This window comes from Puniceibacterium sp. IMCC21224, from assembly GCF_001038505.1.
GTDB lineage: Bacteria > Pseudomonadota > Alphaproteobacteria > Rhodobacterales > Rhodobacteraceae > Puniceibacterium.
In genome coordinates this window covers 2,333,308-2,359,156 of sequence record NZ_LDPY01000001.1, presented here as the reverse complement: position 1 = coordinate 2,359,156, position 25,849 = coordinate 2,333,308, and the positions used below count along the sequence as shown (strand labels likewise).

Sequence of the window (25,849 nt, the reverse complement as noted above, 5' to 3'; positions counted from 1 at the left end):
GCGTGCATTCTGCACGCACAGGTTTCTGGTGCGGGGTTGAGAGGCGAGCCCCAGGGCTTTGGGTGGTGGTTTTGCGTGCTATCGGTGTTCGTAGAGCCGGAAATTTTGGGGTATATTAATACCGTATTTGCAACAATCTGATTTTGCTTGATTAATTTAAGTTTCCGGCGCTTGACGCAGGATTTTGGCCGCGTATAACCCGGCAATCGGATTTTCGGGAGGGCGCGAGCCCGTCTGAACAGCAACCCTGAGGAAACCTCATATGAAAACCTTTTCTGCAACACCTGCAGATATCGAGAAGAAATGGATCCTGATCGACGCTGAGGGCGTTGTTCTGGGCCGTCTTGCCTCGATCGTGGCGATGCGCCTGCGTGGCAAGCACAAGCCGTCCTTTACGCCGCACATGGACATGGGCGACAATGTTATCATCATCAATGCTGAAAAAGTGCAGATGACCGGCAACAAGCGTCAGGAAAACTTCTACTGGCACACCGGCCATCCCGGCGGGATCAAGAGCCGCACAAAGCAGCAGATCCTTGACGGCGCACATCCTGAGCGTGTTGTCGTGCAGGCAATCAAGCGTATGCTGCCGGGCAACCGTCTGAGCCGCTCCGTGATGACCAACCTGCGCGTCTATGCAGGCGGTGAGCATCCGCACGAGGCGCAGAGCCCCGAAGTGCTGGACGTTAAAGCGATGAATCCCAAGAATACGCGGGTGGCACTATAATGGCTGAGCAAATCAATTCCCTCGAAGAGCTGGGCAACGCTGCCGTTGTCGAGACTGTTGTCGAGATCGAAGCGCCGCGTGAGCCGGTTCGCGATGCTCTGGGCCGTGCCTATGCGACAGGCAAGCGTAAGGATGCGGTTGCCCGCGTCTGGATCAAGCCGGGTTCCGGCAAGGTTATCGTCAACGGCAAGCCGCTGAACGATTATTTCGCGCGTCCCGTGTTGCAGATGATCCTGCGTCAGGCATTTTCGGTGTCCGGCACCGAAGATCAGTTCGACGTGATGGCCACCGTCAAGGGCGGCGGTCTGTCGGGTCAGGCCGGCGCGGTCAAGCACGGTATCTCGAAGGCACTGCAGCTGTACGATCCCAGCCTGCGCGCATCGCTGAAAGCGGCAGGCTTCCTGACCCGTGACAGCCGTGTTGTTGAACGGAAAAAGTTTGGCCGGGCAAAGGCCCGCAAGAGCTTCCAGTTCTCCAAGCGTTGATTGGAGTTCTGGTCGCGCGGACTGCTCTGTTCGTTGGTGTTGGTCGGTGGATCAATCCCGTGGACAGGGTTCTGCATGCAGAATAAATGATGATATGGCCGCGTGGGACCATCGCGGCCATATTTTTTGCCTATCGCGGTGTGTTTTGCGGCGCGATCAGGTTTGTGACGCCCGTACTGGCCCCGTACTGGCCTGAGTGATGTCACGACAGTCCGTGTTTCCACTCGCCTTTGAACAGGCGCAAATGGAACGGCGGAAACTTGACCAGCTCCTCAACCAGCAAGAGTGAAAACACCCATGCGACTGAAAGATCAAGGTACAGCACCATGATCGCGGTCAGTGGGATGCGGACAAACCATTGCGAGCCGACAAAAATATTCATCACATAAACGGTCTCTCCGCCCGCCCGCAGGGTGTTTCCGCAAATTGCGTTGGACCCTTTGGGAAACGGTAGCACCAGCAGAATCGGCACAAAGCTAAGCAGGGCGGCGCGGGTTTCAGATTGCAGTTCGCTGTAGATCAGACCCGAGGACAGGCCGACGACCAGGTAGGTTGCCGACACCAGCGCGGCGGCGACAAACGCACCCCGCCAAGCGCGCATCAGAAATTCATCGAGCGCGCCACTGGTCGGGTTCCGGCCCAACAATTGCGCAACGAGGATTCCTGTCGCCTGCGCCCAGGTGATCCCCAGCGTGCCCGCGACCATGACCCAAGGCATAATCAGCGTCAGCGCGGCAAACTGATTCACGCTAAGTTTGGCATAGATCAGCATGGCTACGGTATTGGCGAGAGTTGCACTGATAAAAGTTGCGGCGATAGGCAGGGCAAAGATCAGGTGTCTGATCAGCGTATGACGAAACGTCGCGTACAGCCATCCAGGTGCATCCGGGAACCCCTGGGTCGACCGGAAAAACCGCTCAGCCAGATAGACGGTCCTCACCAGCGATGCCACCGCGCTTCCGACTGCGGCCCCCACAAGACCGAGTTCTGGAAACCCGAACATGCCGTGGATGAGAGCAATGCTGAGCCCGACGTTGACCGGTAACGCGATGACATAGCTGTAAAACGAGGTTTTGGTTTCACCGCAACCGTTAAAGTGGCTCGACAGGGCCTGACCGACCGCTTCGCCTAGGATCACAATCATGAACACATTTAGGTAAAGTTGGGCCTGGTGCGCGATCTCGGGTGTATGTGCAAATCGATCGATGATTGTCCCCCCCGCCAGTGCGACCGCCAGCATCCCGAGCAAACTGACGCCAAGATTGATAACCAAGCCACAGTAGGCACCAGATTTTAACGCGGCGGGCTGGCCCGAGCCAAAGGCCTGGGCGACGCGGATCTGGGTCGCCGTCGAAAAGGCAACCAGAATACCCAGTAACAGGCCACCGATCGAACCGGCCAGACCCATCGCGGCCAGCGCCTCTTCGCCAAGACCGGCAACGAGATAGGCATCAATGACGATAATCCCATGCAGCATGATCGTCTTGAGCGTCAGGGGCCACGCCAGTTGAAAAATGGCATTGGTCGACGGGGTGGCGACAGGTGTAGCCGTGTTCTGAAGCATAGGATCTGTCTTGGTTTGAGGATTGAAACGGATATTCGACTGTCAGAGGCCCGGCGCTGGTCTGCGTGATCGCAGTGGCAAGGATTGCATGACAACAGGGGCGCGAATCCCAAGGTGGTCGCGGCCATCGCCTGTGGCATAAGTCACAAGCGTCAGATGTCTGATTTAGGGCCGCGGCGATGACGGCAGGAGCGGCACGGTTTACGGATCGAAATACCGGGCATTGATCTTGGAAACGGTTTCAATAGTGCCATCCAGCCGCGACAGATGCAGCATCCCGGCCTCGACAGCTGCGTCGGCATCACCTCTTTCGACCGCTGCTGCGATGGCTTCATGATCGCTCAGCAATACCGGCATCCGATCCCCTTTGGCGAGCCCCAGCATACAAAGACGGTCAACCTTGGCTTTTTCGGCCGATATGATCTCAAACGCAAAGTCCGCTTTGGCAATACCGCACAGCGCCTCGTGGAACTGGTAGTCCAGCACACCGAAGGCGGCAAAGTCATTGTCCTGCACGGTTTTGCGCTGCCGTTCGAGGCTGGCATTCAGGATAGCCACGTCCTTTGCATCGCATTCCATTGCTGCCTGACCCAGAACCCGGGCTTCGACGGCGGCACGAACAAACCGTGACTTGGCGATCTCTCGCAGCGAAATGCGCTTAACTTCGGTTGCGCGCTGCGGTCGGGACACCAGCAAATCCAGGCTGACCAGCCGATTGAACGCATCCCGGACGGGTTGGCGAGAGACGCCAAATTCTGCCGCGATCTCTGCCTCGGAAATCTTGTCACCGGGCAGCAGACGCAACGATGCGATTTGTTCGGAAAGATGATTAAAGACAAGATCGACGCTTGTCTCACGCGCTCCGGCCTGTCGCACTAATGCCATCTGTTCATTCCCCAAGTTGCGGCCAGCTTGCCAAGCCTGCATTTTATTCTGGACAAGCAAACCGTTTTTCTGCCCTCAGGCATTGCCATCGAGTGTACGGTACCAGAATGCAAGTGAACACAGCTTACCATCGCGGCACCTTTCGCACAAAATCCGGAACATATTTGCGCATTTCATTGGTGTCATCACGATCCTGTACCATGGCCCGATTGTAGAGATCGTGTAGCTCTGCGACTGTATCGTGGTCCAGTTCCACACCCAGACCGGGACCATCGGGCACCTGCAATGTGCCGTCCCTGAACGTCGGGCGACCGCCTTTGACAATCTCTTTTGTCGACCAGGGGTAATGCGTATCGCAATCATAGGTCAGATTTGGGGTGGCCGCCGCGACATGGCACATGGCCGCCAGCGAGATGCCGAGATGTGAATTGGAATGCATCGATACACCCAGATTGGCCGCCCGGCACATTTCGCCCAGATGAACCGCCCCTGTCGCCCCCCGCCAGTAATGGTGATCTGACAGCACAATCTGCACGGCATCTTTCCGAACAGCTTCGAAAATCTGCTCGAATTCAACCACGACAAGGTTAGTGGCAAGCGGCATGTCGATCAGCGCCGAAAGTTCGGCCATCGCGTCCATGCCGCGGCAGGGGTCTTCGAGATATTCCAGCACACCATCCAGTTTGCGCACCACCTCGACCGCTGTTGGCACGGTCCATGCCCCCATCGGGTCGATCCGAAGCGGGTGATGTGGAAATGTCTCGCGCAGCTTGAGCATCGTCTCGATTTCGAGATCGGGTTCCAGCACGCCGCCCTTTAGCTTCCACGACTTGAAACCGTATTTGTCCGAAAACTCTTTGGCCTGTGCCACCAGTGTGTCCGGTGTCATGACTTCGCCCATGATGTCAGGACCGAATGTCAGGTCCTGCTTGGCGAATTTGTAGAACAGGTAGCCGCCGAACGGGATTGTCTTGCGCACAGCGCCGCCCAACAGATCGAACAGCGGTCGACCGACGTCTTTGCCACGCAGATCAAGGCAGGCGATTTCAAAGGCGCTATAGACGACATCAATCACCTTGTGATCGGCCAACGCTGTTGGCGCGTTGACACCGCCGCTGTCGGGCAGGGCGGCTTCGGCGCGGCGGCGCAGATCGTGCAGGTTGTAGGGGTCGAGTCCCTCAAGCATCGGGGCGACCGCCTGCAATCCGTCCAGAGTGCGCCGGGCGCCATAGGTTTCCCCCAGACCAACAAGGCCAGTGTCCGTCTTTACCTGGATGATGGCCCGCAGAAAGACCGACTGATGAACGCCCTTGGTATTGGCCAGCGGCACATCCGGAATCGCGATTGGGGTCACAATCACTTCTTTTACTCGCATGGGACACATTCCTGCTTGTGTTTTTCGGTGCGGTCGACTCGGTTTTCCGACCGTCCTGACTTTTGTATCACCATACTGGATCAAATACTAGTATGGTGATAATTGTACTAGTATGGTAGATAGGGCCAGCCGGAATAATCGAATCACATTTCGGCAAAATTCTGTGGATGGCGGAGGAGAGGTCATGTCTGGGGTCCAACTCGATAGCATCGTGAAAGCATATGGTGCGGTACAGGTCGTCCACGGGGTCGATCTGGTGGTGCAAGAAAAGGAATTTGTGGTTCTGGTCGGTCCATCCGGCTGCGGAAAGTCCACAACACTGCGCATGATCGCCGGTCTTGAGGAAATCTCGGACGGGGAACTGACCATCGACGGTCGGGTGATGAACCGCGTTGCCCCCAAGGACCGCGACGTGGCGATGGTGTTTCAGAACTACGCGCTTTACCCGCATCTCAACGTCGCTGAAAACATGGCCTTTGGTCTGCGCATCCGCAAAGAGGGCAAGGAAGAGATCGCGGCGGCGGTCAAGGAAGTCAGCGGAATTCTTGGCCTCAACGACTATCTGGAGCGCCGCCCCGCTGATCTGTCGGGCGGGCAGCGCCAGCGCGTCGCCATGGGCCGCGCCATCGTGCGCCGCCCCAAGGTGTTCCTGTTCGACGAACCGCTCTCGAACCTTGATGCCAAGCTGCGCACGCAGATGCGTGCCGAAATCAAACGTCTGCACAACCGTCTTGGCGTCACCAGCATCTACGTCACCCATGATCAGGTCGAGGCGATGACCCTGGCCGACCGCATCGTCGTGATGAATGCCGGCCAGATCGAACAGATCGGCTCTCCGATGGAGCTGTTCCTGAACCCGGCGAATGCCTTTGTCGCGGGGTTCCTTGGGGCCCCGCCGATGAACCAGGTCAAGGCTGTGATTGCTGATGGAGACACGTCGCCCGTCGCGGTCTTTGCCGGACAACAAATAGCACTGCCCCCCTTGCCGGGGCTGCAGAATGCGGTCGGCCGCGAAGTGATCGTCGGCATTCGCCCGGAATACGTGGATGTGGTGACCGAACCGGAGGCGGGCAGCGTGTCATGCGAACTCGAACTGGTGGAAACCCTTGGCTCCGAAGCGTTGCTGCATATGTCGCTTGGCGGTGATCCGTTTGTGATCCGCACCGAAACCCTAGGAAACATGGCCAAACTGAACGCCGTCAACGGATTTACCGTCCGGCAGGATCTGATCAAGGTATTTGATGCACAAACAGGTATGGCGCTTTCTGGCCAGACGCGTGTCGCATGAAGGCCCCCGGTAGCAAGGTCGGCGGATCGACCGAAGAGCTGGTGATTGAGGCCAAAGAGGCATTGCGCACCCGCAAAGCCAGCAATATCGAGCGGATAGGCGAGCATTTCCGCAAGGAATGGCAGCTTTATGTGATGCTGTTGCCGACAATCATCTGGCTGCTCGTGTTTCTGTACAAGCCAATGTACGGCCTGCAAATCGCCTTTAAGGATTACAGCATCTTTCGCGGCGTCGCTGGCAGCCCATGGATCGGGTTCGAACACTTTCACACCCTGTTCAACAACGACCAGTTTATCCGGGCGCTGCGCAACACGGTCTATATCAGCGGCCTGAGTCTGATCTTTGGCTTTCCGATGCCGATCCTGCTGGCGCTGATGTTCAACGAAGTCCTGAACCAGAAGTTCAAAAAGACTGCGCAGACAATCGTTTATCTGCCGCACTTTATTTCGTCGGTGATAATTGCCGGGATCGTGATTACGGCATTTTCGCCCTCGGCGGGCATCGTCAATACCATACTGGGCTGGTTCGGAATGGACTCGGTCTACTTTCTCACCAAACCGGAATGGTTCAGGCCGATCTTTGTCGGCACCACGATCTGGCAAGAGGCTGGTTTTCAATCCATCGTCTATCTGGCTGCGATCGCCGGGATTTCGCCCACGCTGTATGAAAGCGCCGTGGTGGATGGGGCATCGCGCTGGCAGATGGTGTGGAAGATCACCGTGCCGTCGATCATGCCGACGATCATCATCATGCTGATCATCCGTATCGGCAACATGCTCGAAGTGTCGTTCGAGATGATCATCCTGCTCTACCAGCCCGCGACTTACGAAACCGCGGATGTGGTGAACACCTTCATCTACCGTCAGGGCCTGCAGGGTGGGCAATACGACCTCGCCGCCGCTGCCGGGCTGTTCAACGCTATCGTTGCCTTTGTTCTGGTGATGAGCGCGAACACCATCTCCAAGCGCTATTCGCGCACATCACTCTGGTAAGGGGGAGACGTCGCATGCTGAACATGAACCTCTATTCGCGCGGTGACAAAGCGTTCGTCATCCTCAACATGGTCCTGATCGCCATTTTCACGCTCTCGGCGCTGTATCCGTTCATTTACATCGCGTCCCTGTCAATGAGCACGGGGTTCGAGGCCCGGGCCGGAAACGTGATCCTGACGCCGGTGGGTTTCACCCTCGAAGCCTACAAACAGGTTCTGTCCGAGCCGATGTTCTGGACCTCGTACAAGAACACCTTCATCTACACCATCGGCGGCACGCTGATGAGCCTTTTGTTTATTATCCCCGGTGCCTACGCCCTGTCGCGCACGCAGCTTTATGGGCGTCGGTTCTGGAACCTGATGGTGGCGTTTACCATGTGGTTCAACGCGGGCCTGATCCCATTCTTCCTGAACATGCGGGATCTGGGTCTGCTTGACAGTTACTTTGGCATCATCATTGGGTTTGCGGTCAACGGCTTTAACATCATCCTGCTGCGCAACTTCTTTGAAGCCATCCCGCAATCGTTCGAAGAGGCGGCACGTATGGACGGTGCCAACGAATTCCAGGTGCTCTGGAAGGTGTTCATGCCGCTTAGTAAACCGGCCATCGCCACGGTCGCGCTGTTCTGCATCGTGTCGCGCTGGAACGGGTTCTTCTGGGCGATGGTTCTGTTGCAGGACGAAGAGAAGATCCCGCTTCAGGTCTATCTGCGTCACGTGATCGTCGAACTTTCGGACGACGAAGAATTCGCCGCGACCCTGCTGAACGCCGCCTATTCGTTCGAGACGGTCAGCGCCGCGATTATCATCTGCTCGATCATCCCGATCCTGCTGATCTACCCGTTCCTTCAGAAGTACTTCAACAAAGGCATCATGCTTGGAGGGGTGAAAGAATGACCAACAACCGCATAAGGGAGGACACCATGCGTAAACTGTCTCTGGCTTCGGCCATCCTGGCCAGCACGGCCCTGACCACTCCGGCGTTCGCTGACAGCCATCTGCAAGTCGTCGACAAGCCGCTGGAACTCAGCATCCACATGCACTGGCCGCGCGCCCAAGGGTATGATGAAGATTACGCCGTCGAAAAGGCTGCGTGTGCGCTGTCCAACGTCTGTCTCAAGGACGCGACGGCGGGGCGCAACTCGACAGACAGCATTGAGGCGATGAACCTTCTGATCGCCCAGGGCAACATGCCCGACATCGTTGGCGGTCACCTGATCCAGCAGCCGGTCAATCAATATGGCCCCGAGGGTGCCTTTATCCCGCTCAACGATCTGATCGAAGAGCATGCGCCGAATATCACGGCCTTCTGGGACTCGCATCCCGGTCTGAAAGAGGCGATTTCCTCTTATGACGGCAATTATTACTACATCCCCTATCTGCCCGACGGAAAATTCGGCCGGGCGTGGTACATCCGGCAGGACTGGCTTGACGCGCTGGGACTCGAGCAGCCGCAAAACGTAGACGAGCTGCACACGGTCCTGACCGCATTTCGCAACGACGACCCGAACGGCAACGGTCGCAAGGACGAAATCCCCTATTTCGCACGACAGTGGGAAGAGGTGAACCGCCTGTTGACGCTGTGGGATGCGCGGTCTTCGGGGTCTGACACCTACCATGATTTCTATGTGAATGACGACGGCGAGGTGGTGCACCCCTACGCTCAGGACGCCTATCGCACCGCACTGTCGAACGTCGCCCAGTGGTACGAAGAGGGGTTGATCGACCCGGAAATCTTTACCCGCGGGTCATCGTCGCGCGATTACCTTTTGTCGGAAAACCTCGGCGGTATGACGCATGACTGGTTTGCCTCTACATCGGGCTACAACGATGCACTGAAGGACAAGGTCGAAGGCTTTAACTTTATCCCCTTCCTGCCGCCTGCATCGGCGGCCGGTGTGCGGATGGAAGAGCATCGCCGCATCCCAACCAAACCTGATGGCTGGGCGATCAGCTACGCCAACGATCACGTGGTTGAGACCATTAAGTACTTTGATTTCTGGTTCACCGAAGAGGGCCGCAATCTGGCGAACTTTGGTGTCGAAGGCGAAACCTGGGACATGGTCGACGGTGAGCCGATCTACAAACCCGAAGTGCTGAACAGCGACTCGCCGGTGAACAGCCAAATGTATCTGGTGGGCGCGCAGATCCAGCGCGGTTTCTTCCAGGATTACCGGTATGAATGGCAGTGGACGTCGCCCGCCGCGCGTGAGGGCATCGAGCTGTATGACGCCAATGATCTGCTGATCGATCAGTTCCTGGGGGTCTCGCTCAATCAGGACGAACAGGCGGTTTTTGACAAATACTGGCCGTCGTTGCGCACCTATATGCTTGAACGTCAGCAGGCCTGGATTCTTGGATCCGGTGACATCGAGGCGGACTGGCAGGCCTACGCCGCGACCCTCAACAAGATGGGCTATGACAAGGTCATCGAGGTCATGAACTCGGCTTACAAGCGTCAGTACGGCTGAGCTTTGCACTCTTCGGGTGTGGCCAGTCCGGGCCGCACCCTTCCTTTCCCGTACGACCAGAAAGCGCTGAAATGCCCAGCCAGACCCTTCTCATGCTTGATGAACCCAAAACCGGTCGTTTGACGATCCAATATGGTCCGTCCCAAGGTGCTGCCGTGTTCGAAAACCCGCCCCGTTTTAGCTGGCTACCGGTGATCGAGGACGAAGCGCGCTATGTGCTGCGGGTGTCGACCGATCCGGGATATCCATCCAAGGCGACCCATGTCTTTAGCAACATCGCGTTGAACTTTTTCACGCCGAATGTTGTGCTGCCTGCAGGTAGCTACACTTGGTCCTACGCTGTCTGTGATCCAAAAACCGGGTTGCCCACCACCCAGTGGAGCAGCGACCGCACATTTACCCTGGCCGGCGGATTGCCCGAAACACCGCTGGCGGACCGCAAGACCCGATTTTCCAACGCAACGCGTAGCCATCCGCGCCTTTGGCTGACCCCAGAGCGGCTGAATGAGTTTCGCAAAGACATCATCAAGGATGCCGAACACTGCACCTGGTCGACGTTCTTTGAACAGTCCGTCCTGCCGTGGATGGATCGCGATGTCATGCCCGAACCTGTAGGCTATCCGGATCACAAACGCATCGCCAAGATCTGGCGCCAGACCTATATCGACTGCCAAGAGCTGATCTATGCAATCCGCCATCTGGCGATCGGTGGACAGGTGACACAGGACGCCGCAATGCTGGCCCGCGCCAAGGATTGGTTGCTTGCCGCTGCCGCCTGGAACCCGTCCGGGACCACGTCGCGTGCCTACACCGACGAATGGGGGTTTCGCGTCAACGTCGCGCTGGCCTGGGGCTATGACTGGCTGCACAATCAGCTAAGCGACGAGGAACGTGATCTGGTGCGCGCCTCATTGTTGGCGCGCACCAAGGAAACCGCCGATCACATCATCAAACACGCCAACATCCACCTGTTCCCGTTCGACAGTCACGCCGTCCGCGCGGTGTCGGCGGTCCTGATCCCGGCCTCAATCGCCCTGCTGGACGATACCCCCGAGGCCGAGGGCTGGCTGAATTATTCGGTCGAATTCCTGTTCACCGTCTATTCGCCATGGGGCGACAAAAACGGTGGCTGGGCCGAGGGGCCGCATTACTGGATGACCGGCATGGCCTATCTGATCGACGCCGCGAACCTGCTCAAAAGCTATACTGGCATTGACCTGTACCAGCGTCCGTTCTTTCAAAAGACGGGTGACTTTCCGCTCTATACCAAGGCACCGGACACCCGGCGCGCCACCTTTGGCGATGACAGCACCATGGGCGACCTGCCTGCGGTCAAGATCGGCTACAACTTGCGCCAATACGCCGGGGTCACCGGCAACGGTGCCTATCAATGGTATTACGACGAGATCAAGCGCACCAATCCCGGCACCGAGAAGATGTTCTATAACTGGGGTTGGTGGGACTTTAATTTCGACGAATTGGCCTACCGCACCGATTTCCCGATTATCGAGGCCGTGCCGCCCGCCGATGACGATCAGTTCCGTTGGTTCAAGGGGATCGGCTGGGTTGCGATTCAGCATCGGATGCAGGATCCCGAGAACCATATCCAGTTTGTGATGAAATCGTCGCCCTTCGGGTCGATCAGCCACAGCCACGGCGATCAGAACGCCTTTTGCCTCGCGGGTTTTGGCGAAGATCTGGCGATTCAGTCCGGCCATTACGTTGCCTTCAACAGCACCATGCACCAGAAGTGGCGCCGACAGACAGTGTCCAAGAATGCGGTGCTGATCAACGGCAAGGGTCAGTATGCAGGCAAGGATAAATCCCAGGCGATGCAAGCCACCGGCCTGATCACCACAGCCGAAGATCGTGGCGATCACATCTATATGCAGGGCGATGCAACCGCAGCCTATCGCACGATGTCACCCGAAGTGACGTCAGTCCTGCGCGACGTCTACTTTGTTCACAACACCTATTTCGTGATTGTGGACAGCATCGACGCAGATCAGGCAGTGTCGGTTGACTGGCGACTGCACGCAAATGCCCCCATGACACTGGGCGATACCACCTTTCGCTATACTGGCGAACGGGCCGGATTTTATGGTCAGTTCCTCTGGTCCGAAGCGGGCGTGCCGCACCTAACGCAAGAGACCGGATTTGCGGATGTCGACCCATCCGAAATCGAAGGACTGCCAGTCAGCACTTGCCTGCAAGCCCGCTTTCCCAAGGCAACCCGCCACCGTATCGCCACGCTGTTTGTGCCGTATCCGCTGGCGGCACCGCGCCGGATCTTCAGCTTTCTCGACGATCAGGGCTACGACTGCGACCTCTACTGCACCGATTCCGAGGATCGGACATTCAAGGTTGTCGTCCCCAAGACATTCGATGTCGGCACCACGCCGACTCGGTAAAACTCCAGGCCAAACAAATACAACCGGCCAATGACATCACAGGAAGGACTACATATGAAACTCGCAGGCAAGACAGCTATCATCACCGGCGGTGGGCGCGATATCGGACGGGCATGTGCCATTCGGCTCGCCGAGGAGGGGGCCAATGTCGCCATCAACTATTTTTCGAGCAGTGCCGGTGCAGACAGCGCCGTGGCTGAGATCAAGGCCGCTGGCGGCAATGCCTTTGCGCTTCAGGGCGATCTGAACACCCAGGCCGGTGTCGGAGATCTGATTGCCCAGACGGTCAGCGAATTCGGTGGCATTGACGTTCTGGTCAACAACGCCGGTGGTCTGATCGCGCGCAAGACAATCGCCGAGATGTCGCTCGATCATTGGAACGCGGTCATGGACCTCAACCTGACCAGTACCTTTCTTATGGTCAAAGGCTGCCTGCCATATCTGAAATCCGGCGCAATCATCAATCTGGCGAGCCAGGCTGGTCGCGACGGTGGCGGACCTGGATCGGTCGCCTACGCCACCTCGAAAGGGGCAGTTATGACCATGACACGCGGGCTGGCCAAGGAACTGGGCCCGAACGTGCGGGTGAACGCGCTGTGCCCCGGCATGATCGACACCGATTTCCACAACATCCACACCAAGCCCGAGGTACGTAAATCGGTCGAAGCAGCTGCCCCGGTGAAACGTCAGGGTGTGCCGGTAGACGTTGCCAATCTGGTGCTGTTTCTGGCCTGTGACGACAGCGCGTTCGTCACCGGTGCAAACGTCGACATCAACGGCGGAATGTTGTTCAGTTAAACGGACAGCACATGCAGGAGCCCGAAACCATGACCGACTTTCCAGTTGTTGCCACCGCGGAACACGTGACCCGGCAGGTGATCGCCGATCATCCCGACTTGATGATGGTGGTATTTTGTTTCAACAAGGCAAAGGCGGTCGGGGCTCTGCATGATCACCCGCATGTACAATCCACCTATGTCGCCAGCGGGCGCTACCGCTTTTCCGTTGGCGACGCATCATTCGAGGTCGGGCCGGGCGACAGCTTTGTCGTGCCATCCGGTGTCACCCATGGATGCGTCTGCATCGAGCCGGGTAAACTGGTGGATTGCTTCACACCCCGCCGCGATGATTTTCTGTAAAAGTTCAACCTGTCAGTTTGCGCGCGTAGCACTGTGTGCTGGCTTCAGGCACTGATCACATCGGCCAGAAGCCGCGCGGCTTCGTCGCGGGGATGGGCCAGAACACTGCGATCCTCGCCCGGATAAAACCGGGCGCGGGTGGCGGTGGACATCGGTTTGGGCGACAGAATTTGGACACGCGGACCAATGTTGACCGTCTCGGCCTGCCAACTGCGTACGAGCGTGATTTGCGCCGATTTGGTGGTACCGTAATGGCCAAAAAACTTTTCACCGCCATGCGGATCGTCAAAGAACACCGCCTGACCGTCCTGGCCCAGCAGCGGCGCGATGTAGGGTATCAGGTGGCTAAGCACGGTCAGGTTGATATTCACCGACTTGTCCCAGTCGCGCGCGTCCAGATGGTTGGCCGGCGTCAGAGGCGCCGCATGTATTGCCGTATGAACCCAGAGCGCGATTCCTCCCCAACGGTCATAGATGGATCGGCAGAGTTGTGCCATCGCGTCAGCTTTGGTGATGTCCATCGGGGCCAGAGTGGCCTGACCGCCGCGCACCTGTATCCGGTCGTCCAGATCCTCGAGCCCGCCAACGGTGCGGGCGACGGCGACGATATGATGGCTGTCCGACAGCGCCTCGGCCAAGGCAAAGCCAAGTCCGCGCGAAGCACCAGTGATAAGGGCGATGGGCATTGTCATACGCGCTGATTGGCCGCTGCATGCGCCGATGTCAACCGCGTGTTGACCACCGAGGCAGCGTCAGGGAATGGTGAGCCAGTGTGCTGTGTTGCCGCGCTGAAGCGCCACGCGGTCACTGTCTATCGCTATCACCGTGTTGCGGCCCAATCTGTCCCCGGGCGTAACCTTTGTGATTTCGCCGTCCGGTAGGCGCAGCAATGCTTCGGGCGCGGTTTGGCTGCCAAATGTTCCCAGCAGGGTGATCTTGCGCAGATTGATCTCTGCATGTGTGGTGGCGGATTGCGCGACATTTGTCGGCGTGGCGGCGGTTTCGGACTGCGACATGGTAGATGCCTCTCGATTCGTGCGTGGAGTTGCGCATCTATGCCGCGCCGCAGCAAAACGAAAGACGGCCAAGGCGGCAAGGGGCATCAACAGCAAAACCTTGCTTGCGGTGCAGCGGGCGTTGGCCGAACGGCTGGTATCACCCCTTCAGGTGCGGCCGAATGTCCTGCCCGCAGGCGGCGTAGATATCGAGCAGATCGTCAAACGAAATGCCGTCGCGCTGTGCCTCGGCCAGTGGGCCGGACGCGGCGACAAAGCGCGGCCGCTCCAGGCCGGATCCTGGCAGTAGTGCACCCGCAAGGGCGGGTTCATACCCAGGCAGCAGGTTGCCCAACGTCGCAGGCAGGCTGGTAATATCATCACCATCCTCGGTCACACCGTCGAGATAGGCGTAAAAATCATGCGGCGCGATCTCGGCCCAGGGGCCGAAAAAGAACGTGTTTTCAGTACCCCGCAGCGGCAGGGCCACAACGCAGCGCAGAAACCGCTGATCGTCGAACCGGCATAATTCAGAGGAAAGTTTATCCTGCCCCTGCTGTCGCACGTCGCCGTCGCGCGGGCCGTGTGGCCAGACATCCGGCTCTTCGAAGCCAATGTCAAATACACCGCCAAAGCTGCGCCCGCAGCAGGGGCAGGCATAGTCAGGATCGTTGAAACGGCGCCAGCGGGCATCAAGGTCGAGCAGGGTCATGGATCTCTCTGTGCTTCGGAAAAGCGAAGCCGTTTTTGCGGGTCAGTTGCAAGCGCCGCGATGCCCACGATGTCCGAAACCCCGGATCAGCCTGCGCCCGCGCCAGCTTGCCCGGGTATTTGCCCGGATTTTCATCATCAACGCGGCTTACTCGGCCGCTTTCAGCTTGAAACCCTTTTGGATCATATCCGCTGGCTCGACCGGGTATTCGCCAGAGAAACAAGCGTCACAATATTGCGGCTGCTTAGGGTTGCGGCCCTCGGCCTCACCGACCGCACGGTACAGTCCGTTAAGGGATATGAACCGCAGGCTGTCGACCTTAAGGTGATCTCGCATCTCGTCCTCGGACATGGTCGCGGCCAGCAGTTTTTCACGCTGGGGCGTATCGACGCCGTAGAAACATGGCCATGCGGTGGGCGGAGAGGCGATACGAAAATGAACCTCGGCGGCACCGGCATCAAGGATCATCTCTTTGATCTTGCGCGACGTGGTGCCACGGACGACCGAATCGTCGACCAAGATCACCCGTTTGCCCTTGATCAGGGCGCGATTGACGTTGAGCTTCAGTCGCACACCCATGTTGCGGATCTGTTCGGTCGGCTCAATGAACGTGCGGCCCATGTACTGATTCCGCACGATCCCCATTCCGTAGGGAATGCCGGATTCATGGGCAAAACCGATCGCCGCAGGAGTGCCGCTGTCGGGCACCGGGCAGACCATATCTGCATCCACGGGCGCTTCGCGGGCCAGTTCCACGCCGATCTGACGGCGGGTCTCATAGACCGAGCGGTTGCCGATGATCGAATCGGGGCGCGAGAAATAGACATGCTCAAAGATACAGAACCGCGACTTTTGCGGTCGGAATGGGCGCAGCGATTCAACGCCATGTTCGGCGGTGATCACCACCATCTCGCCCGGCTCGATCTCGCGGACATATTCCGCGCCGATGATGTCGAGCGCGCAAGTCTCGGAACTTAGTACCCAGCCATCGGCAACCTTGCCCAGCACCAGCGGGCGTACGCCCAGCGGATCGCGCACGCCGATCAGCTTGGAGCGGGTCATGGCGACAACCGAAAACGCTCCTTCGACACGGCGCAGCGCATCTTCCATCCGTTCGGGGATGTTGCGTTGTAGTGAACGGGCCATCAGGTGAATGATACATTCACTGTCAGATGACGACTGAAAGATTGATCCGCGATCAATCAACTCGCGGCGCAGGGCATCGGCATTGGTGATGTTGCCGTTGTGAGCTATCGCAGCGCCACCCATGGAAAATTCACCAAAGAACGGCTGAACGTCGCGGATCTGGGTCGGACCCTTGGACCCGGCAGTGGAATAGCGCACATGGCCGATGGCAATTGGCCCCGGCAGGGTCTGCATCAGCGATTGTGAGGTAAAGTTGTCCCGCACATAGCCAAAGCGGCGCGCCGAATTGAAGCCATGTTCGCTATCGTGGCTGACGATTCCGCCAGCCTCTTGTCCGCGATGTTGCAGGGCGTGCAGGCCAAGGGCGACAAAGTTTGCCGCGTCAGTGACGCCGACAACACCGAAAATACCACATTCTTCATGAAGTTTGTCATCATCGAAGGGGTGGGCCGGGGGCATCTCGAGATCCAAGGGGTAACTCCGAATCCGTTGCTCTGGGGGTTGGCCATCTCTTAACGGCTCTGACAACAAGTGTCACGGAACGATCACACTACAAGTGCTGCAGCGCAACATTTACCTGAGGTGTGACAAAGGTGAGGTCGCTTCGCCGCCTCGGAGGCTGTCGGATTATTCAAGAATACAAAGCGGTTTGCCGGAACAGCCGGTTTGGCGGAGGGGCGTGTGCAATTTCGCCCGATCCGCGATGTTTTTTAGCAAACCGTGCGCCGGTCAGGCGTCGCTGGGGCCGGGGGCCTCGCAAACGCCGACGAGTTGTTCGTATTGCGTGGTGATCCAGCCCAACGCCTGTTCGGGGTTCTGTTCTTCGATTTTGCCGGTAAAGCGGCTGAACACTGCAGCCGAGCGGCTGTCGTCGATCATCGCGACGTCTTGCGACGTGATCACGGTGTCATAGACAAAGAACGCCACGGCCACCAACAACACCCCGCGCGCGACCCCGAACAGAAACCCCAACGCCTGATCAAGCCCGCCGAGCGCCGTGCGCTGGACCAGCGACGAAAACAACGGCGTGAACAGGGATGCCACCACCAATGCGACGGTAAACACGGCTGAAAAGGCAGCGATGATACTAAGTTCGCAGGAATCCGACAGAAAGCTGCCGATCACCGGTATTTCCTTGACCAGGGGCTGCACTTGCGGCGCAAATAGGAACGCCAGAAAACCAGCGGCAATCCAACCGGCAATCGCCATTGCCTCGCGCACCAGACCCCGAGAATAGGCCAGAAGCGCCGAAAGCACGATCACAACGGCAACCACGCCATCCACTACGGTAAAACCTTCCATCCGGTCCTTGCCTCTGTCTTTGTTCCGGGCGCTCAACCAGCGCCAAACACATCACCCACAAACGCGGTCAGATCCCCCATTTGGGTGAGGGTCAGTCCGCTCGCATTTCCGGCCTTGCCACCCGCAGGGGCGATGGCGCTGGTGAAACCAAGTTTCTGCGCTTCTTTCAACCTGTTTTCGGTCTGACTGACCGGTCTTAACGCCCCTGATAGGCTTATTTCGCCAAAAACCACAGTCTCGGGGGGGAGTGACACATCTTCGCGCGCTGAAAGTAGCGCCGCCGCCACAGCCAGATCCGCCGCCGGTTCCGAGATTTTCATACCGCCGGCCACGTTTAGATAAACATCAAGCCCGGCAAACGGGATACCGCAGCGGGCCTCAAGCACGGCAAGAATCATGGCCAATCTGCTTCCATCCCAGCCCACAACCGCGCGGCGCGGCTGCGAATGAGGGGACGGCGCGACCAGTGCCTGCAGTTCGCACAGCACGGGGCGCGTGCCCTCAATCCCGGCAAAGACCACCGATCCGGGGCTGGGTTTGCCACGCTCGGACAGAAACAACGCCGACGGGTTGGTGACTTCGGCAAGGCCGGTGCCGGTCATCTCAAACACGCCGATCTCATCCGCCGGACCAAAGCGGTTTTTGACCGCGCGCAGGATGCGGAACTGGTGGCCGCGCTCGCCCTCAAAATACAGCACGGTGTCGACCATGTGTTCGATCACGCGGGGGCCAGCGATCTGGCCGTCCTTGGTGACGTGTCCAACCAGGATCACGGACATGTTGCTGCGCTTGGCAAAGGTCGTCAGCTCATGTGCCGCCGCCCGGACCTGAGAGACTGAGCCGGGTGCGCTGTCGACATTGTCGGCCCACATGGTCTGGATCGAATCGATGATCGCCAGTTGCGGGCGTTCTTGTTCAAGAGTTGTCAGAATATTGCGCAGGTTGGTTTCTGCAGCCAACCGCACCGGCGCATCCGCCAGCCCAAGGCGCTGCGCCCGCATCCGCACCTGCGCGCTGGCCTCTTCGCCGCTGGCATAGATCACGCCCAGGCCCGCATTGGCAAAACTTGCCGCCGCCTGAAGCAGCAATGTCGATTTGCCAATCCCCGGATCACCGCCCACCAGGATCGCCGAGGATGGCACAAGCCCGCCACCCAGCACGCGGTCGAGTTCTGACAGACCGCTTGCGGTGCGAGGTGGCGCGGCCTCTGTACTCGACAGGGCGGTCAGTGGCACAGGGCGCCCGCGCATCCCGCCAAGGGTCTTTTTCGCCGGGCCGACTGATAGCGGCGCCTCTTCGCTGATAGTGTTCCACGCGCCGCAGGCCTCACAGCGCCCCGACCATTTGGTTGTGGCGTTGCCGCAGGTGGCGCAGACAAATGAGGCAGAAGCTTTGGCCATGGGCCGCTTGTGGCGCAACCCGTCGTGTCCCGCAAGGGGCGCGCTGGGGTCGAAGTCGGCAGAAGGGCTATTCGGCGGCGCGCCGGGCCAGCAGGGCGACGATACGGCTGTCATCCTGATTCAAGTTATCTTCATCCTCAGAGGATTCCACGACGACTGGTCTCGAAAATGTCACCGATGCAGGGGCTTCGGCCACGTCAGCTACGTCGGCCAGTTCCGGCAGGATATCGGTCAATTCATCACACAACCGCGCCAACTGGCTTTCGGCGATGGCTTCGTCCATTTCGACCCGCGTCAGCCATTGCCGCATTTCGGTTGCGACCGCCTTGGCATGGGTCAGGCGCTTGTTGAAATCCTCGATCTCCTGTTGGCGCTGGATCAGGAAATCCCGCGCACGAGCCAGGTTGCGGTCAGAATAGACCTGCGCCAGTTCGCGGCTCAGATGGCTCATCTGTGACGCAACTTCCAGAACCGAAGGCTCCAGCTCGGATAGATCGGGGTGATCACGCAGAAAAGCGATGCGTTCGCGGATCGAATCGAATTCCGACGACAGGGTAAAAATCCCTTCGCGGTCGGCATGATGCGCCACGGCGTAGGCTCGCGCCACATCCTTCATGCCGATTTGAAACTGACGATGCGAGTTTTCCAATGCCATGATCCGCGCGTTGCTGGGCAGGAAAAAGCACAATCCCAGCGCCAGCGCACATAATCCCACCTGCACAGCGACACCGGCATTTGGCAAAATGTAACTTTCAAATTGCAGCGACATGCTGAGCCACGGCGCAAAACCCAGCGCACAGGCGATGCTGTAGCCCAGAATTCCGAGTGCGGCGACGACCAGCGTGAGCACCGCGAGGCGCTGCATCAGAAACTGGATCACCACAAAGGCAGACCGCGCTGTCTGAAACATCTATCACTCCCCCAGTACACAAATTAACCGAACTTAACTGAGCGAGTTTACGCCGATGTTCGGCGAATCACCTACTGAAAAATCACGGTTTTTTCTTGTCTGACGGCAGGTGTGACTAATTTTGTCTTACGTTACTCTTTGTTTCCTCAGGCGCGACAATTTTTGGTTTTGCCCGCGTGGCGAGGCTGATCAGCAACGATGCGACGATGCAACCAGTGAAAAGATAGAGTCCCCAGGCGGTCTCGATCCGGCCGACGCCGATTCCCTTGGCCAGCGTGATGTAGACGGCGATCATGAATACATCCGCCATCGCCAGCTTGCCCAGAATCGTCAGCGCGGGCAGGGCGCGTGGCGCCAGCATGCCAAATTGCACCAGCGCCAGGCCGATGGTTTTGAGATACGGCGCAAACAGCGCAAAGACCGTGACCACCAGCGCCAGCGCGATGTCTTTGGCCCAGAGCGCCTGAAGCCCGGAATATACTGAAATCTCGGACAGACCAAACAGCGGCAACAGGCCCGCGCGCATCAGCGGCGCCCCCCAGGCAATTGGATAGAGGATCAGCAGGGACAGGTTCAGCCAGCGCATGGGATCCTCGTTTCTGATTGATCCGTGGCGGCGCGTGACTCTGGACCCTGAGGCTGGAAATAGGTGCTCTCGCGGTTGTCACAAGCCGCAGCGCCTAGAAAAGCGTGGCAGCCCAAAGGCCCAACAACCCTATCAGCATCGCCGCGTGAATCCAATCCAGCAGCCAGAGCCGCCATCCCGCAAGCCAACCGGTCAGGCCAAAGGCGGCAGACAGGCTGAGCAGAACCGTCATGCCCTGACCATGTGCCAGAACACGGGCCAGCGGCGGGTACCAAGCCTCAGCCGACAGGGTCAGCGCCGGGGCAAAGGTGATCAGCACAAACCCCGCAGCGGCCAGTCCGACAAGCAGCGCGATCGCACGCGACAGGCCGGTTGCGGCGTAGCCACGCACCATGCAAATCAGCACAAGCAACTCAAGATACACAAATTTCTTTACCACAAGAAACGTGAGCACAGTATAGTTCGGCTCAAAGAAATTGGTCATCTCAGCGCCTTGATCGGGCCGGTGGCGCGGCCGTGGATGAACTGATCCAGATGCGGATCATCCGAGGTGTCCATCGCCGTCACGGGGCCGGTCCACTGGATAATTCCGTCGTGCAGCATGGCCACGGTGTCGGCGATCGCCCGGACCGAGGTCATATCGTGGGTGATGGTCATCGCTGTCACACCCATTTCGACCACGATCTCGCGGATGAGATCGTTGATCACCCCGGCCATAATCGGATCGAGCCCGGTTGTCGGTTCGTCGAAAAAGATGATCTCGGGTTCTGCGGCAATGGCGCGGGCCAGCCCCACGCGCTTTTGCATGCCGCCAGACAGTTCCGCAGGCAGGCGGTCTGCAACATCCGGGCTTAGCCCGACGCGGCGCAGCTTTTCGATGGCAATTTCTCGCGCTTCATTCGCGGGGCGTTTCAGACGCCCGCGCAGCAGGCGAAAGGCGACGTTCTGCCAGACCGGCAGCGAGTCAAACAGCGCAGCGCCCTGAAACAGCATGCCAAACCGCGCGAGAAAATCGTCGCGTGCTCCGTGACGAACGTCCTGACCATCTACCGCGATGATTCCGGCGTCATGCCGAACCAATCCGAGGATGCATTTGATCAGAACGGACTTGCCGGTACCTGATCCGCCAATCACCACCATTGACGTGCCGCTGGGGATATCAAGATCAACTCCGCGCAATACCGCGTTGGTTTCAAAAGATTTATGAACGCCCGACAGAAGAATCATAGCGAAAAGAATACCCCCGTCAGGACAAAGTTCGCCGCAAGGATCAGCACCGCTGCCGCCTCGACCGACCCTTTGGTGGCGCGGCCGACGCCCTGCGCACCGCGCCCCGATCCCATGCCGAAATAGCAGCCCATCAGCGTGGCGATGAAACCGAACGCGGCGCCCTTGGTCAGCGAGGAAATAATATCAAGCATTTCAAGAAAGTTGGCAGTGTTCTTCAGATAGCCGGCAGCGTTGAACCCAAGGGTTCCTGTGGCAACGACGTAGCCGCCGAAAATGCCGATTGTGTCGCCCACAGCCACCAAAAACGGCACCACAAGCACGCCAGCCAGCACACGTGGCGCGGTCAGATATTTCATCGGGTTGGTCGACAGCGTAACCAGCGCGTCGATCTGCTCGGTTACTTTCATGGTGGCAATCTCAGCTGCGATGGATGACGTGACGCGCGCCGCAATCATCAGCCCTACAAGGACGGGGCCCAATTCGCGGACCATGCCGATGGCGACGATCTGTGGGACCACGGCCTCGGCGTTGAAACGCGCGCCGCCTGCGTAGATCTGCAACGCCAGCGCCCCGCCGGTAAACAGCGCGGTCAAGCCGACAACCGGCAGCGACAGCCAGCCGACATGCAGCAATGCATGGGCAAATTCGCGCCCGTAAAATGGCGGGGTCACGATGTGGCGCAGCGTGGCCAGCAGAAACAGGGTGAACCGCCCCAAAGCGGCCAATGCACCCAGAACACCACGCCCCAGCGCCGCAAGGGGCGCGGTTAGAATCATGACCCGATATAGCGCCGTTGGTACCGCGCGCCGAGCGATGTCAGGATTTCATAGCCGATGGTGCCTGCGGCATCGGCCAAGGTGTCCACCAACTGATGACGACCGAGCAGTTCAACGCTTTGGGGGTCTGCGTCCAGATCGGTCACATCAACCGCGATCAGATCCATTGAGATCCGGCCCAGAACCTTGCACCGATTGCCATCGGCGTAAACATGTGCAGCAGGACCCATCGCGCGAAGAATGCCATCGGCATAGCCCGCTGCGATGGTGGCGACGCGGGTAGGCATTTCGGCAAACCAGGTATTGCCGTAGCCGACAGATTCGCCGGGTTCAACGTCACGGGTCTGAATTACGGGGATCTCCAGCGTGACGACCGGCAGGGCATCGACAAATGGAAGCCCGCCATACAGCCCGATGCCGGGCCGGGTCACGTCGAAATGATAGTCTGACCCCAGCAGAATGCCCCCCGTGGCCGCCAGCGACAGCGGCGCGTCAATGCCTTCGGTCATCACCCGGAACACTTCGAGCTGATAGGCATTCATCTCGTGGCCCGGCTCGTCGGCGCAGGCCAGATGGCTCATTACCAGGGTGGGGCGCTGTGCCACAGCGATGTCGCGCAGGGCGGACCATTCGGCGGGTTCCATGCCCAGACGATTCATCCCTGTGTCCAATTGCAGGCCAAAGGCATGGCCGGGCAAGCCCTCGACATGTCGCAGCATTTGGTCGATCGAATTGATCGTCGGGGTCAGATCGGCCCCCCGGATCAAATCGGTGTCACCGATCATATGCCCCGACAGAACAAAGATTTCCGGCCCCGGTCCCACGATCTTGCGCAGGGCGGCACCCTCTTCGGTGAGGGCGACAAAAAACCGGCGAACACCTTCTGCTGCCAGGGCGTGGGCGACGCGGGATGCCCCCAGCCCATAGGCATCGGATTTCACCACGGCGCCGGTCTCAGCGCCGGAGCGTTGGGCCAGACTGCGCCAGTTGCTGCGCAGCGCGTCGAGGTCGATAGTCAGAACAGATTGTGCCATGGCGGTTGTTTGGCATGACGGCGCGCAGGGTCAAGACAAAAACGCGAGCAGTGCGTACCCCGGCGGGGCATTGCGCTTGAGCGGCGCCGCGGGCGGCGTTAGATCATCTGCATGACACAGGATACCATGACCGCCTTTGAGCCCGCGCTTGCGCATAAGATTGACACAAAAACCAAACCTCGGGGCGCACTTGGCCGGATCGAGGTGCTGGCGGCGCAAGTGGCGCGACTGCAGAGGCGGCTCGATCCGGTGATGGAGCGCTGCGCGCTGACGCTTTTTGCCGCCGACCACGGAATCGCGGCGGCGGGCGTGTCGGCCTATCCACCCGAGGTGACGCGGCAAATGGTGCTGAACTTTGCCGGGGGCGGTGCGGCGGCGAATGTCTTTGCCCGCGCCGGTGGCATCGACCTGCGGGTGGTGAATGCCGGGGTTCTGGGGGGGCCGTTCGGTATGCCCCAAGTGCAGGACCATGCGGTGGCTGAGGGCACCGCAAATTTTGCCGAGGGTCCGGCGATGACACGGCCTCAGCGCGATCAGGCCCTGGCCATCGGTCGTGGGCTGGGGGCTGACGGACGGTACGAGGCGATGGCCTTTGGCGAGATGGGGATTGGCAACACCTCGTCTGCGGCGCTGCTGGTCCACAAGCTGACCGGGATTGCACTGGACCGATTGGTCGGGCGCGGCACCGGGTTGGCCGATGCCGGGCTGGATCAAAAACGCACGGTTCTGGGCCATGCCGCACAACGCACGGCGGCGCGGCTAGAGGCGGATACCGCGCTGGCGGAATACGGCGGGTTCGAGATCGCGATGATGGCAGGGGCAATGCTGGGGGCGGCGGCGGCGGGACGTATGGTGCTGGTCGACGGCTATATTGCCAGCGCCGCTGCCTTGGTCGCATCCCGGTTGGAGCCGTCGGCGCGGGCCGCTATGGTCTTTGCCCATCGGTCAGCCGAGCCGGGGCATGCGCTTTTGTTGCGGTCGCTTGAAGCAGAGCCGCTTTTGGCGCTCGATATGCGATTGGGTGAGGGGACCGGGGCGGCATTGGCCTGGCCATTGCTGCGCGCCGCGGTGATGATGTTGAATGATATGGCCAGCTTTGAGCAGGCTGGTGTTTCGGGGCCGGCATGACCCGCAGCGATTTCCAGGCGCGGCTTGCCGTTGAATGGGGGCTGTGGCTGCTGGCGGTACAATTTCTGACCCGGATTCCGGTGCCGCGCGATGTGCCGTTCTCGGACGATCTGCTGATCCGCGCGACCAAGTATTATCCGCTGGTCGGGGTGCTGGTTGGCGGCATCGGTGGGCTGGTACTGTGGGGGGCGTCACTAGCGCTGTCACCTGCGGCGGCGGTGCTGCTGTCCGTCGCGACGACTTTGTTGCTGACCGGCGCCTTTCACGAGGACGGCCTGGCAGACGCCGCCGACGGGCTGGGCGGCGGGCTGACGCGCGAGCGGTCGCTTGAAATCATGCGTGACAGCCGGATCGGGACTTATGGCGCGGTGACGCTTGGGGTGACGCTGGCACTCAAAGTGGCGCTGCTGGCCTCTCTTGAGGGGGCAACGGCGGGTTGGGTGTTGGTGGCGGGGCATGCCCTGGGGCGGATGGCGGCAGTGCATGTCATCGCGACCACGCCGTATGCCCGCGACCGGGGGGCCAAGTTTGTGGCGCCCACGGTGACACCGGACGGCTACCGGGTGGCGCTGGCTACGGCTTTGATGGTGTTGTTGGGGCTTGTTATGGTGGCGGGTCCGGGGCTGGCGCTGTTGGCGGCGGTGCTTTGTGTGCTGTTGGCGCAGGCGTTTCGTTGGATATTTGTGCGCAAGCTGGGCGGGTATACCGGCGATTGCCTCGGCGGAACGCAGCAATTGGGCGAACTGGGAATCTACCTTGCGGCGGCGCTGTGGCTCTGACCTTGCTGCGGCACACTCGACCAGCAGGGGCTGAGGGGCTGTGCTATGGCCGCAGCGATCTGGTGCTGACGGATACGTTCGAAAGCGAATGTGCTGCCATTCTTGATCGGCTTGCGCCGTCAGAGGTGGTGATTACCTCGCCTTTGCAACGCTGTCGATTGTTGGCTGAACTGATTGCCGCGCATTGGTCGGTGCCATTGATCGTTGACGACGACTGGATCGAGATGAATTTCGGCCGCTGGGAAACCGTGCCTTGGGACCATATTCCACGCACTGAACTGGATGCCTGGGCCGCAGATTTTTATGACTACGACGGACATGGCGGCGAAACCGTGCGGCATCTGGAACGTCGGGTCACGTCAGCGCTGTCCAAGGTGCCACAGGATGCACTGATCGTGACACATGCCGGTGTTATCAAGGCAGCACTTGCCCACCACGGCCGACCAGATGCGTGGCAGCACCGGACCGGCTATGGCGTTGCGCTGCGGCTGGACTAAAGCACGCTCCTGGCCACA

At 59.3% G+C, this 25,849-nt stretch carries 27 protein-coding genes; 12 read left to right on the top strand and 15 right to left on the bottom strand.

Features of this window, described 5'->3' with window-relative positions; translation table 11 throughout:
- Positions 1 to 262: 262 nt before the first annotated feature.
- Positions 263 to 727: a 50S ribosomal protein L13 gene (gene rplM / locus IMCC21224_RS10885; protein ID WP_047995377.1), complete on the top strand. Its 465-nt coding sequence runs from the start codon at positions 263 to 265 to the stop codon at positions 725 to 727.
- Positions 727 to 1,212, top strand: a complete 486-nt coding sequence (rpsI, locus tag IMCC21224_RS10880; RefSeq protein ID WP_047995376.1) for a 30S ribosomal protein S9 — start codon at positions 727 to 729, stop codon at positions 1,210 to 1,212. The genes rplM and rpsI overlap by 1 nt, the downstream gene beginning before the upstream one ends.
- A gap of 202 nt (positions 1,213 to 1,414) precedes the next feature.
- On the opposite strand, the gene IMCC21224_RS10875 is transcribed toward rpsI, so the two are convergent.
- From IMCC21224_RS10875 to IMCC21224_RS10865, 3 genes are all read right to left on the bottom strand, one after another.
- Entirely contained in the window at positions 1,415 to 2,776 is a 1,362-nt protein-coding gene (locus IMCC21224_RS10875; protein WP_047995375.1) for an MATE family efflux transporter, read from the bottom strand.
- A 201-nt stretch (positions 2,777 to 2,977) separates the two neighbouring features.
- Positions 2,978 to 3,661, bottom strand: a complete 684-nt coding sequence (locus IMCC21224_RS10870; RefSeq protein ID WP_047995374.1) for a GntR family transcriptional regulator — start codon at positions 3,659 to 3,661, stop codon at positions 2,978 to 2,980.
- Positions 3,662 to 3,785: 124 nt separating this feature from the next.
- A complete protein-coding gene (locus IMCC21224_RS10865; RefSeq protein WP_047995373.1) occupies positions 3,786 to 5,036 on the bottom strand; it encodes an enolase C-terminal domain-like protein in 1,251 nt (416 codons plus the stop codon).
- Positions 5,037 to 5,220: 184 nt separating this feature from the next.
- On the opposite strand from IMCC21224_RS10865, the gene IMCC21224_RS10860 reads away from it, so the two are divergent.
- The 7 genes from IMCC21224_RS10860 to IMCC21224_RS10830 all read left to right on the top strand — a co-directional run bounded on the left by IMCC21224_RS10860 (position 5,221) and on the right by IMCC21224_RS10830 (position 13,336).
- Positions 5,221 to 6,324, top strand: coding sequence for an ABC transporter ATP-binding protein (locus IMCC21224_RS10860; RefSeq protein WP_047995372.1), 1,104 nt, complete (start codon positions 5,221 to 5,223; stop codon positions 6,322 to 6,324).
- Entirely contained in the window at positions 6,321 to 7,316 is a 996-nt protein-coding gene (locus IMCC21224_RS10855; RefSeq protein ID WP_082135179.1) for a sugar ABC transporter permease, read from the top strand. The genes IMCC21224_RS10860 and IMCC21224_RS10855 overlap by 4 nt, the downstream gene beginning before the upstream one ends.
- Positions 7,317 to 7,330: 14 nt before the next feature.
- The gene (locus tag IMCC21224_RS10850; protein WP_047995371.1) at positions 7,331 to 8,212 is read left to right on the top strand and encodes a carbohydrate ABC transporter permease; all 882 of its coding nucleotides are present in this window, start codon (positions 7,331 to 7,333) and stop codon (positions 8,210 to 8,212) included.
- Between the two features lie 26 nt (positions 8,213 to 8,238).
- The gene (locus tag IMCC21224_RS10845; RefSeq protein WP_231582061.1) at positions 8,239 to 9,786 is read left to right on the top strand and encodes an extracellular solute-binding protein; all 1,548 of its coding nucleotides are present in this window, start codon (positions 8,239 to 8,241) and stop codon (positions 9,784 to 9,786) included.
- A gap of 92 nt (positions 9,787 to 9,878) precedes the next feature.
- Positions 9,879 to 12,197: a DUF4962 domain-containing protein gene (locus tag IMCC21224_RS10840; protein ID WP_231582060.1), complete on the top strand. Its 2,319-nt coding sequence runs from the start codon at positions 9,879 to 9,881 to the stop codon at positions 12,195 to 12,197.
- Between the two features lie 54 nt (positions 12,198 to 12,251).
- Positions 12,252 to 12,995 carry an SDR family NAD(P)-dependent oxidoreductase gene (locus IMCC21224_RS10835; protein ID WP_047995369.1) on the top strand — a complete coding sequence of 248 codons (744 nt, stop codon included), beginning with the start codon at positions 12,252 to 12,254 and terminating at the stop codon, positions 12,993 to 12,995.
- 29 nt (positions 12,996 to 13,024) lie between these two features.
- Entirely contained in the window at positions 13,025 to 13,336 is a 312-nt protein-coding gene (locus IMCC21224_RS10830) for a cupin domain-containing protein (RefSeq protein ID WP_047997037.1), read from the top strand.
- A gap of 44 nt (positions 13,337 to 13,380) precedes the next feature.
- Here the strand turns inward: IMCC21224_RS10830 and IMCC21224_RS10825 are convergent, their stop codons facing one another.
- From IMCC21224_RS10825 to alr, 12 genes are all read right to left on the bottom strand, one after another.
- Complete coding sequence (locus IMCC21224_RS10825; protein ID WP_047995368.1) at positions 13,381 to 14,028, bottom strand: SDR family oxidoreductase; 648 nt, start codon at positions 14,026 to 14,028, stop codon at positions 13,381 to 13,383.
- 60 nt (positions 14,029 to 14,088) lie between these two features.
- Positions 14,089 to 14,439, bottom strand: a complete 351-nt coding sequence (locus IMCC21224_RS10820; protein ID WP_082135315.1) for a pilus assembly protein PilP — start codon at positions 14,437 to 14,439, stop codon at positions 14,089 to 14,091.
- Between the two features lie 52 nt (positions 14,440 to 14,491).
- A complete protein-coding gene (locus IMCC21224_RS26505; protein ID WP_053078952.1) occupies positions 14,492 to 15,043 on the bottom strand; it encodes a DUF2199 domain-containing protein in 552 nt (183 codons plus the stop codon).
- A 147-nt stretch (positions 15,044 to 15,190) separates the two neighbouring features.
- The gene (purF, locus tag IMCC21224_RS10810; RefSeq protein WP_047995366.1) at positions 15,191 to 16,648 is read right to left on the bottom strand and encodes an amidophosphoribosyltransferase; all 1,458 of its coding nucleotides are present in this window, start codon (positions 16,646 to 16,648) and stop codon (positions 15,191 to 15,193) included.
- 270 nt (positions 16,649 to 16,918) lie between these two features.
- Positions 16,919 to 17,491 carry a CvpA family protein gene (locus tag IMCC21224_RS10805; RefSeq protein ID WP_047995365.1) on the bottom strand — a complete coding sequence of 191 codons (573 nt, stop codon included), beginning with the start codon at positions 17,489 to 17,491 and terminating at the stop codon, positions 16,919 to 16,921.
- 32 nt (positions 17,492 to 17,523) lie between these two features.
- Positions 17,524 to 18,891 (bottom strand): DNA repair protein RadA, encoded by a 1,368-nt coding sequence (radA, locus tag IMCC21224_RS10800; protein ID WP_047995364.1) that lies wholly within the window; start codon positions 18,889 to 18,891, stop codon positions 17,524 to 17,526.
- Between the two features lie 67 nt (positions 18,892 to 18,958).
- On the bottom strand, positions 18,959 to 19,801 hold the full coding sequence (locus tag IMCC21224_RS10795; RefSeq protein ID WP_047995363.1) for a hypothetical protein: 843 nt from the start codon (positions 19,799 to 19,801) through the stop codon (positions 18,959 to 18,961).
- A gap of 115 nt (positions 19,802 to 19,916) precedes the next feature.
- Positions 19,917 to 20,387 carry a paraquat-inducible protein A gene (locus tag IMCC21224_RS10790; protein ID WP_047995362.1) on the bottom strand — a complete coding sequence of 157 codons (471 nt, stop codon included), beginning with the start codon at positions 20,385 to 20,387 and terminating at the stop codon, positions 19,917 to 19,919.
- 94 nt (positions 20,388 to 20,481) lie between these two features.
- Positions 20,482 to 20,871 carry a hypothetical protein gene (locus tag IMCC21224_RS10785; RefSeq protein ID WP_047995361.1) on the bottom strand — a complete coding sequence of 130 codons (390 nt, stop codon included), beginning with the start codon at positions 20,869 to 20,871 and terminating at the stop codon, positions 20,482 to 20,484.
- Complete coding sequence (locus IMCC21224_RS10780; RefSeq protein ID WP_047995360.1) at positions 20,868 to 21,614, bottom strand: ABC transporter ATP-binding protein; 747 nt, start codon at positions 21,612 to 21,614, stop codon at positions 20,868 to 20,870. Before IMCC21224_RS10780 ends, IMCC21224_RS10785 begins: the two co-directional genes overlap by 4 nt.
- Positions 21,611 to 22,393, bottom strand: coding sequence for an ABC transporter permease (locus IMCC21224_RS10775; RefSeq protein ID WP_047995359.1), 783 nt, complete (start codon positions 22,391 to 22,393; stop codon positions 21,611 to 21,613). Before IMCC21224_RS10775 ends, IMCC21224_RS10780 begins: the two co-directional genes overlap by 4 nt.
- Positions 22,390 to 23,427 (bottom strand): alanine racemase, encoded by a 1,038-nt coding sequence (alr, locus tag IMCC21224_RS10770; RefSeq protein WP_047995358.1) that lies wholly within the window; start codon positions 23,425 to 23,427, stop codon positions 22,390 to 22,392. The genes IMCC21224_RS10775 and alr overlap by 4 nt, the downstream gene beginning before the upstream one ends.
- 111 nt (positions 23,428 to 23,538) lie before the next feature.
- Here alr and cobT point away from each other — a divergent pair, with 111 nt between their 5' ends.
- The 3 genes from cobT to cobC are packed head-to-tail and all read left to right on the top strand — an operon-like array spanning position 23,539 to position 25,831.
- Positions 23,539 to 24,555: a nicotinate-nucleotide--dimethylbenzimidazole phosphoribosyltransferase gene (gene cobT / locus IMCC21224_RS10765; protein ID WP_047995357.1), complete on the top strand. Its 1,017-nt coding sequence runs from the start codon at positions 23,539 to 23,541 to the stop codon at positions 24,553 to 24,555.
- Complete coding sequence (gene cobS / locus IMCC21224_RS10760; RefSeq protein ID WP_047995356.1) at positions 24,552 to 25,334, top strand: adenosylcobinamide-GDP ribazoletransferase; 783 nt, start codon at positions 24,552 to 24,554, stop codon at positions 25,332 to 25,334. The genes cobT and cobS overlap by 4 nt, the downstream gene beginning before the upstream one ends.
- Positions 25,325 to 25,831, top strand: a complete 507-nt coding sequence (gene cobC, locus IMCC21224_RS10755) for an alpha-ribazole phosphatase family protein (protein ID WP_053078951.1) — start codon at positions 25,325 to 25,327, stop codon at positions 25,829 to 25,831. The genes cobS and cobC overlap by 10 nt, the downstream gene beginning before the upstream one ends.
- The last annotated feature ends 18 nt before the right edge of the window (positions 25,832 to 25,849 follow it).

Coding starts and splice junctions, on each gene's coding strand:
- IMCC21224_RS10840 (WP_231582060.1), top strand. CDS start 9,879: ATGCTTGATGAACCCAAAACCGGTCGTTTGACGATCCAATATGGTCCG.
- IMCC21224_RS10830 (WP_047997037.1), top strand. CDS start 13,025: ATGACCGACTTTCCAGTTGTTGCCACCGCGGAACACGTGACCCGGCAG.
- IMCC21224_RS10820 (WP_082135315.1), bottom strand. CDS start 14,439: ATGCCCCTTGCCGCCTTGGCCGTCTTTCGTTTTGCTGCGGCGCGGCAT.
- cobS (WP_047995356.1), top strand. CDS start 24,552: ATGACCCGCAGCGATTTCCAGGCGCGGCTTGCCGTTGAATGGGGGCTG.
- rpsI (WP_047995376.1), top strand. CDS start 727: ATGGCTGAGCAAATCAATTCCCTCGAAGAGCTGGGCAACGCTGCCGTT.
- IMCC21224_RS10775 (WP_047995359.1), bottom strand. CDS start 22,393: ATGATTCTAACCGCGCCCCTTGCGGCGCTGGGGCGTGGTGTTCTGGGT.
- IMCC21224_RS10825 (WP_047995368.1), bottom strand. CDS start 14,028: ATGACAATGCCCATCGCCCTTATCACTGGTGCTTCGCGCGGACTTGGC.
- IMCC21224_RS10860 (WP_047995372.1), top strand. CDS start 5,221: ATGTCTGGGGTCCAACTCGATAGCATCGTGAAAGCATATGGTGCGGTA.
- rplM (WP_047995377.1), top strand. CDS start 263: ATGAAAACCTTTTCTGCAACACCTGCAGATATCGAGAAGAAATGGATC.
- IMCC21224_RS10785 (WP_047995361.1), bottom strand. CDS start 20,871: ATGACCAATTTCTTTGAGCCGAACTATACTGTGCTCACGTTTCTTGTG.
- IMCC21224_RS10855 (WP_082135179.1), top strand. CDS start 6,321: ATGAAGGCCCCCGGTAGCAAGGTCGGCGGATCGACCGAAGAGCTGGTG.
- IMCC21224_RS10870 (WP_047995374.1), bottom strand. CDS start 3,661: ATGGCATTAGTGCGACAGGCCGGAGCGCGTGAGACAAGCGTCGATCTT.
- IMCC21224_RS10795 (WP_047995363.1), bottom strand. CDS start 19,801: ATGTTTCAGACAGCGCGGTCTGCCTTTGTGGTGATCCAGTTTCTGATG.
- IMCC21224_RS10790 (WP_047995362.1), bottom strand. CDS start 20,387: ATGCGCTGGCTGAACCTGTCCCTGCTGATCCTCTATCCAATTGCCTGG.
- IMCC21224_RS10780 (WP_047995360.1), bottom strand. CDS start 21,614: ATGATTCTTCTGTCGGGCGTTCATAAATCTTTTGAAACCAACGCGGTA.
- IMCC21224_RS10875 (WP_047995375.1), bottom strand. CDS start 2,776: ATGCTTCAGAACACGGCTACACCTGTCGCCACCCCGTCGACCAATGCC.
- IMCC21224_RS26505 (WP_053078952.1), bottom strand. CDS start 15,043: ATGACCCTGCTCGACCTTGATGCCCGCTGGCGCCGTTTCAACGATCCT.
- IMCC21224_RS10845 (WP_231582061.1), top strand. CDS start 8,239: ATGCGTAAACTGTCTCTGGCTTCGGCCATCCTGGCCAGCACGGCCCTG.
- IMCC21224_RS10805 (WP_047995365.1), bottom strand. CDS start 17,491: ATGGAAGGTTTTACCGTAGTGGATGGCGTGGTTGCCGTTGTGATCGTG.
- IMCC21224_RS10865 (WP_047995373.1), bottom strand. CDS start 5,036: ATGCGAGTAAAAGAAGTGATTGTGACCCCAATCGCGATTCCGGATGTG.
- IMCC21224_RS10835 (WP_047995369.1), top strand. CDS start 12,252: ATGAAACTCGCAGGCAAGACAGCTATCATCACCGGCGGTGGGCGCGAT.
- cobT (WP_047995357.1), top strand. CDS start 23,539: ATGACACAGGATACCATGACCGCCTTTGAGCCCGCGCTTGCGCATAAG.
- radA (WP_047995364.1), bottom strand. CDS start 18,891: ATGGCCAAAGCTTCTGCCTCATTTGTCTGCGCCACCTGCGGCAACGCC.
- alr (WP_047995358.1), bottom strand. CDS start 23,427: ATGGCACAATCTGTTCTGACTATCGACCTCGACGCGCTGCGCAGCAAC.
- IMCC21224_RS10850 (WP_047995371.1), top strand. CDS start 7,331: ATGCTGAACATGAACCTCTATTCGCGCGGTGACAAAGCGTTCGTCATC.
- purF (WP_047995366.1), bottom strand. CDS start 16,648: ATGCCCCCGGCCCACCCCTTCGATGATGACAAACTTCATGAAGAATGT.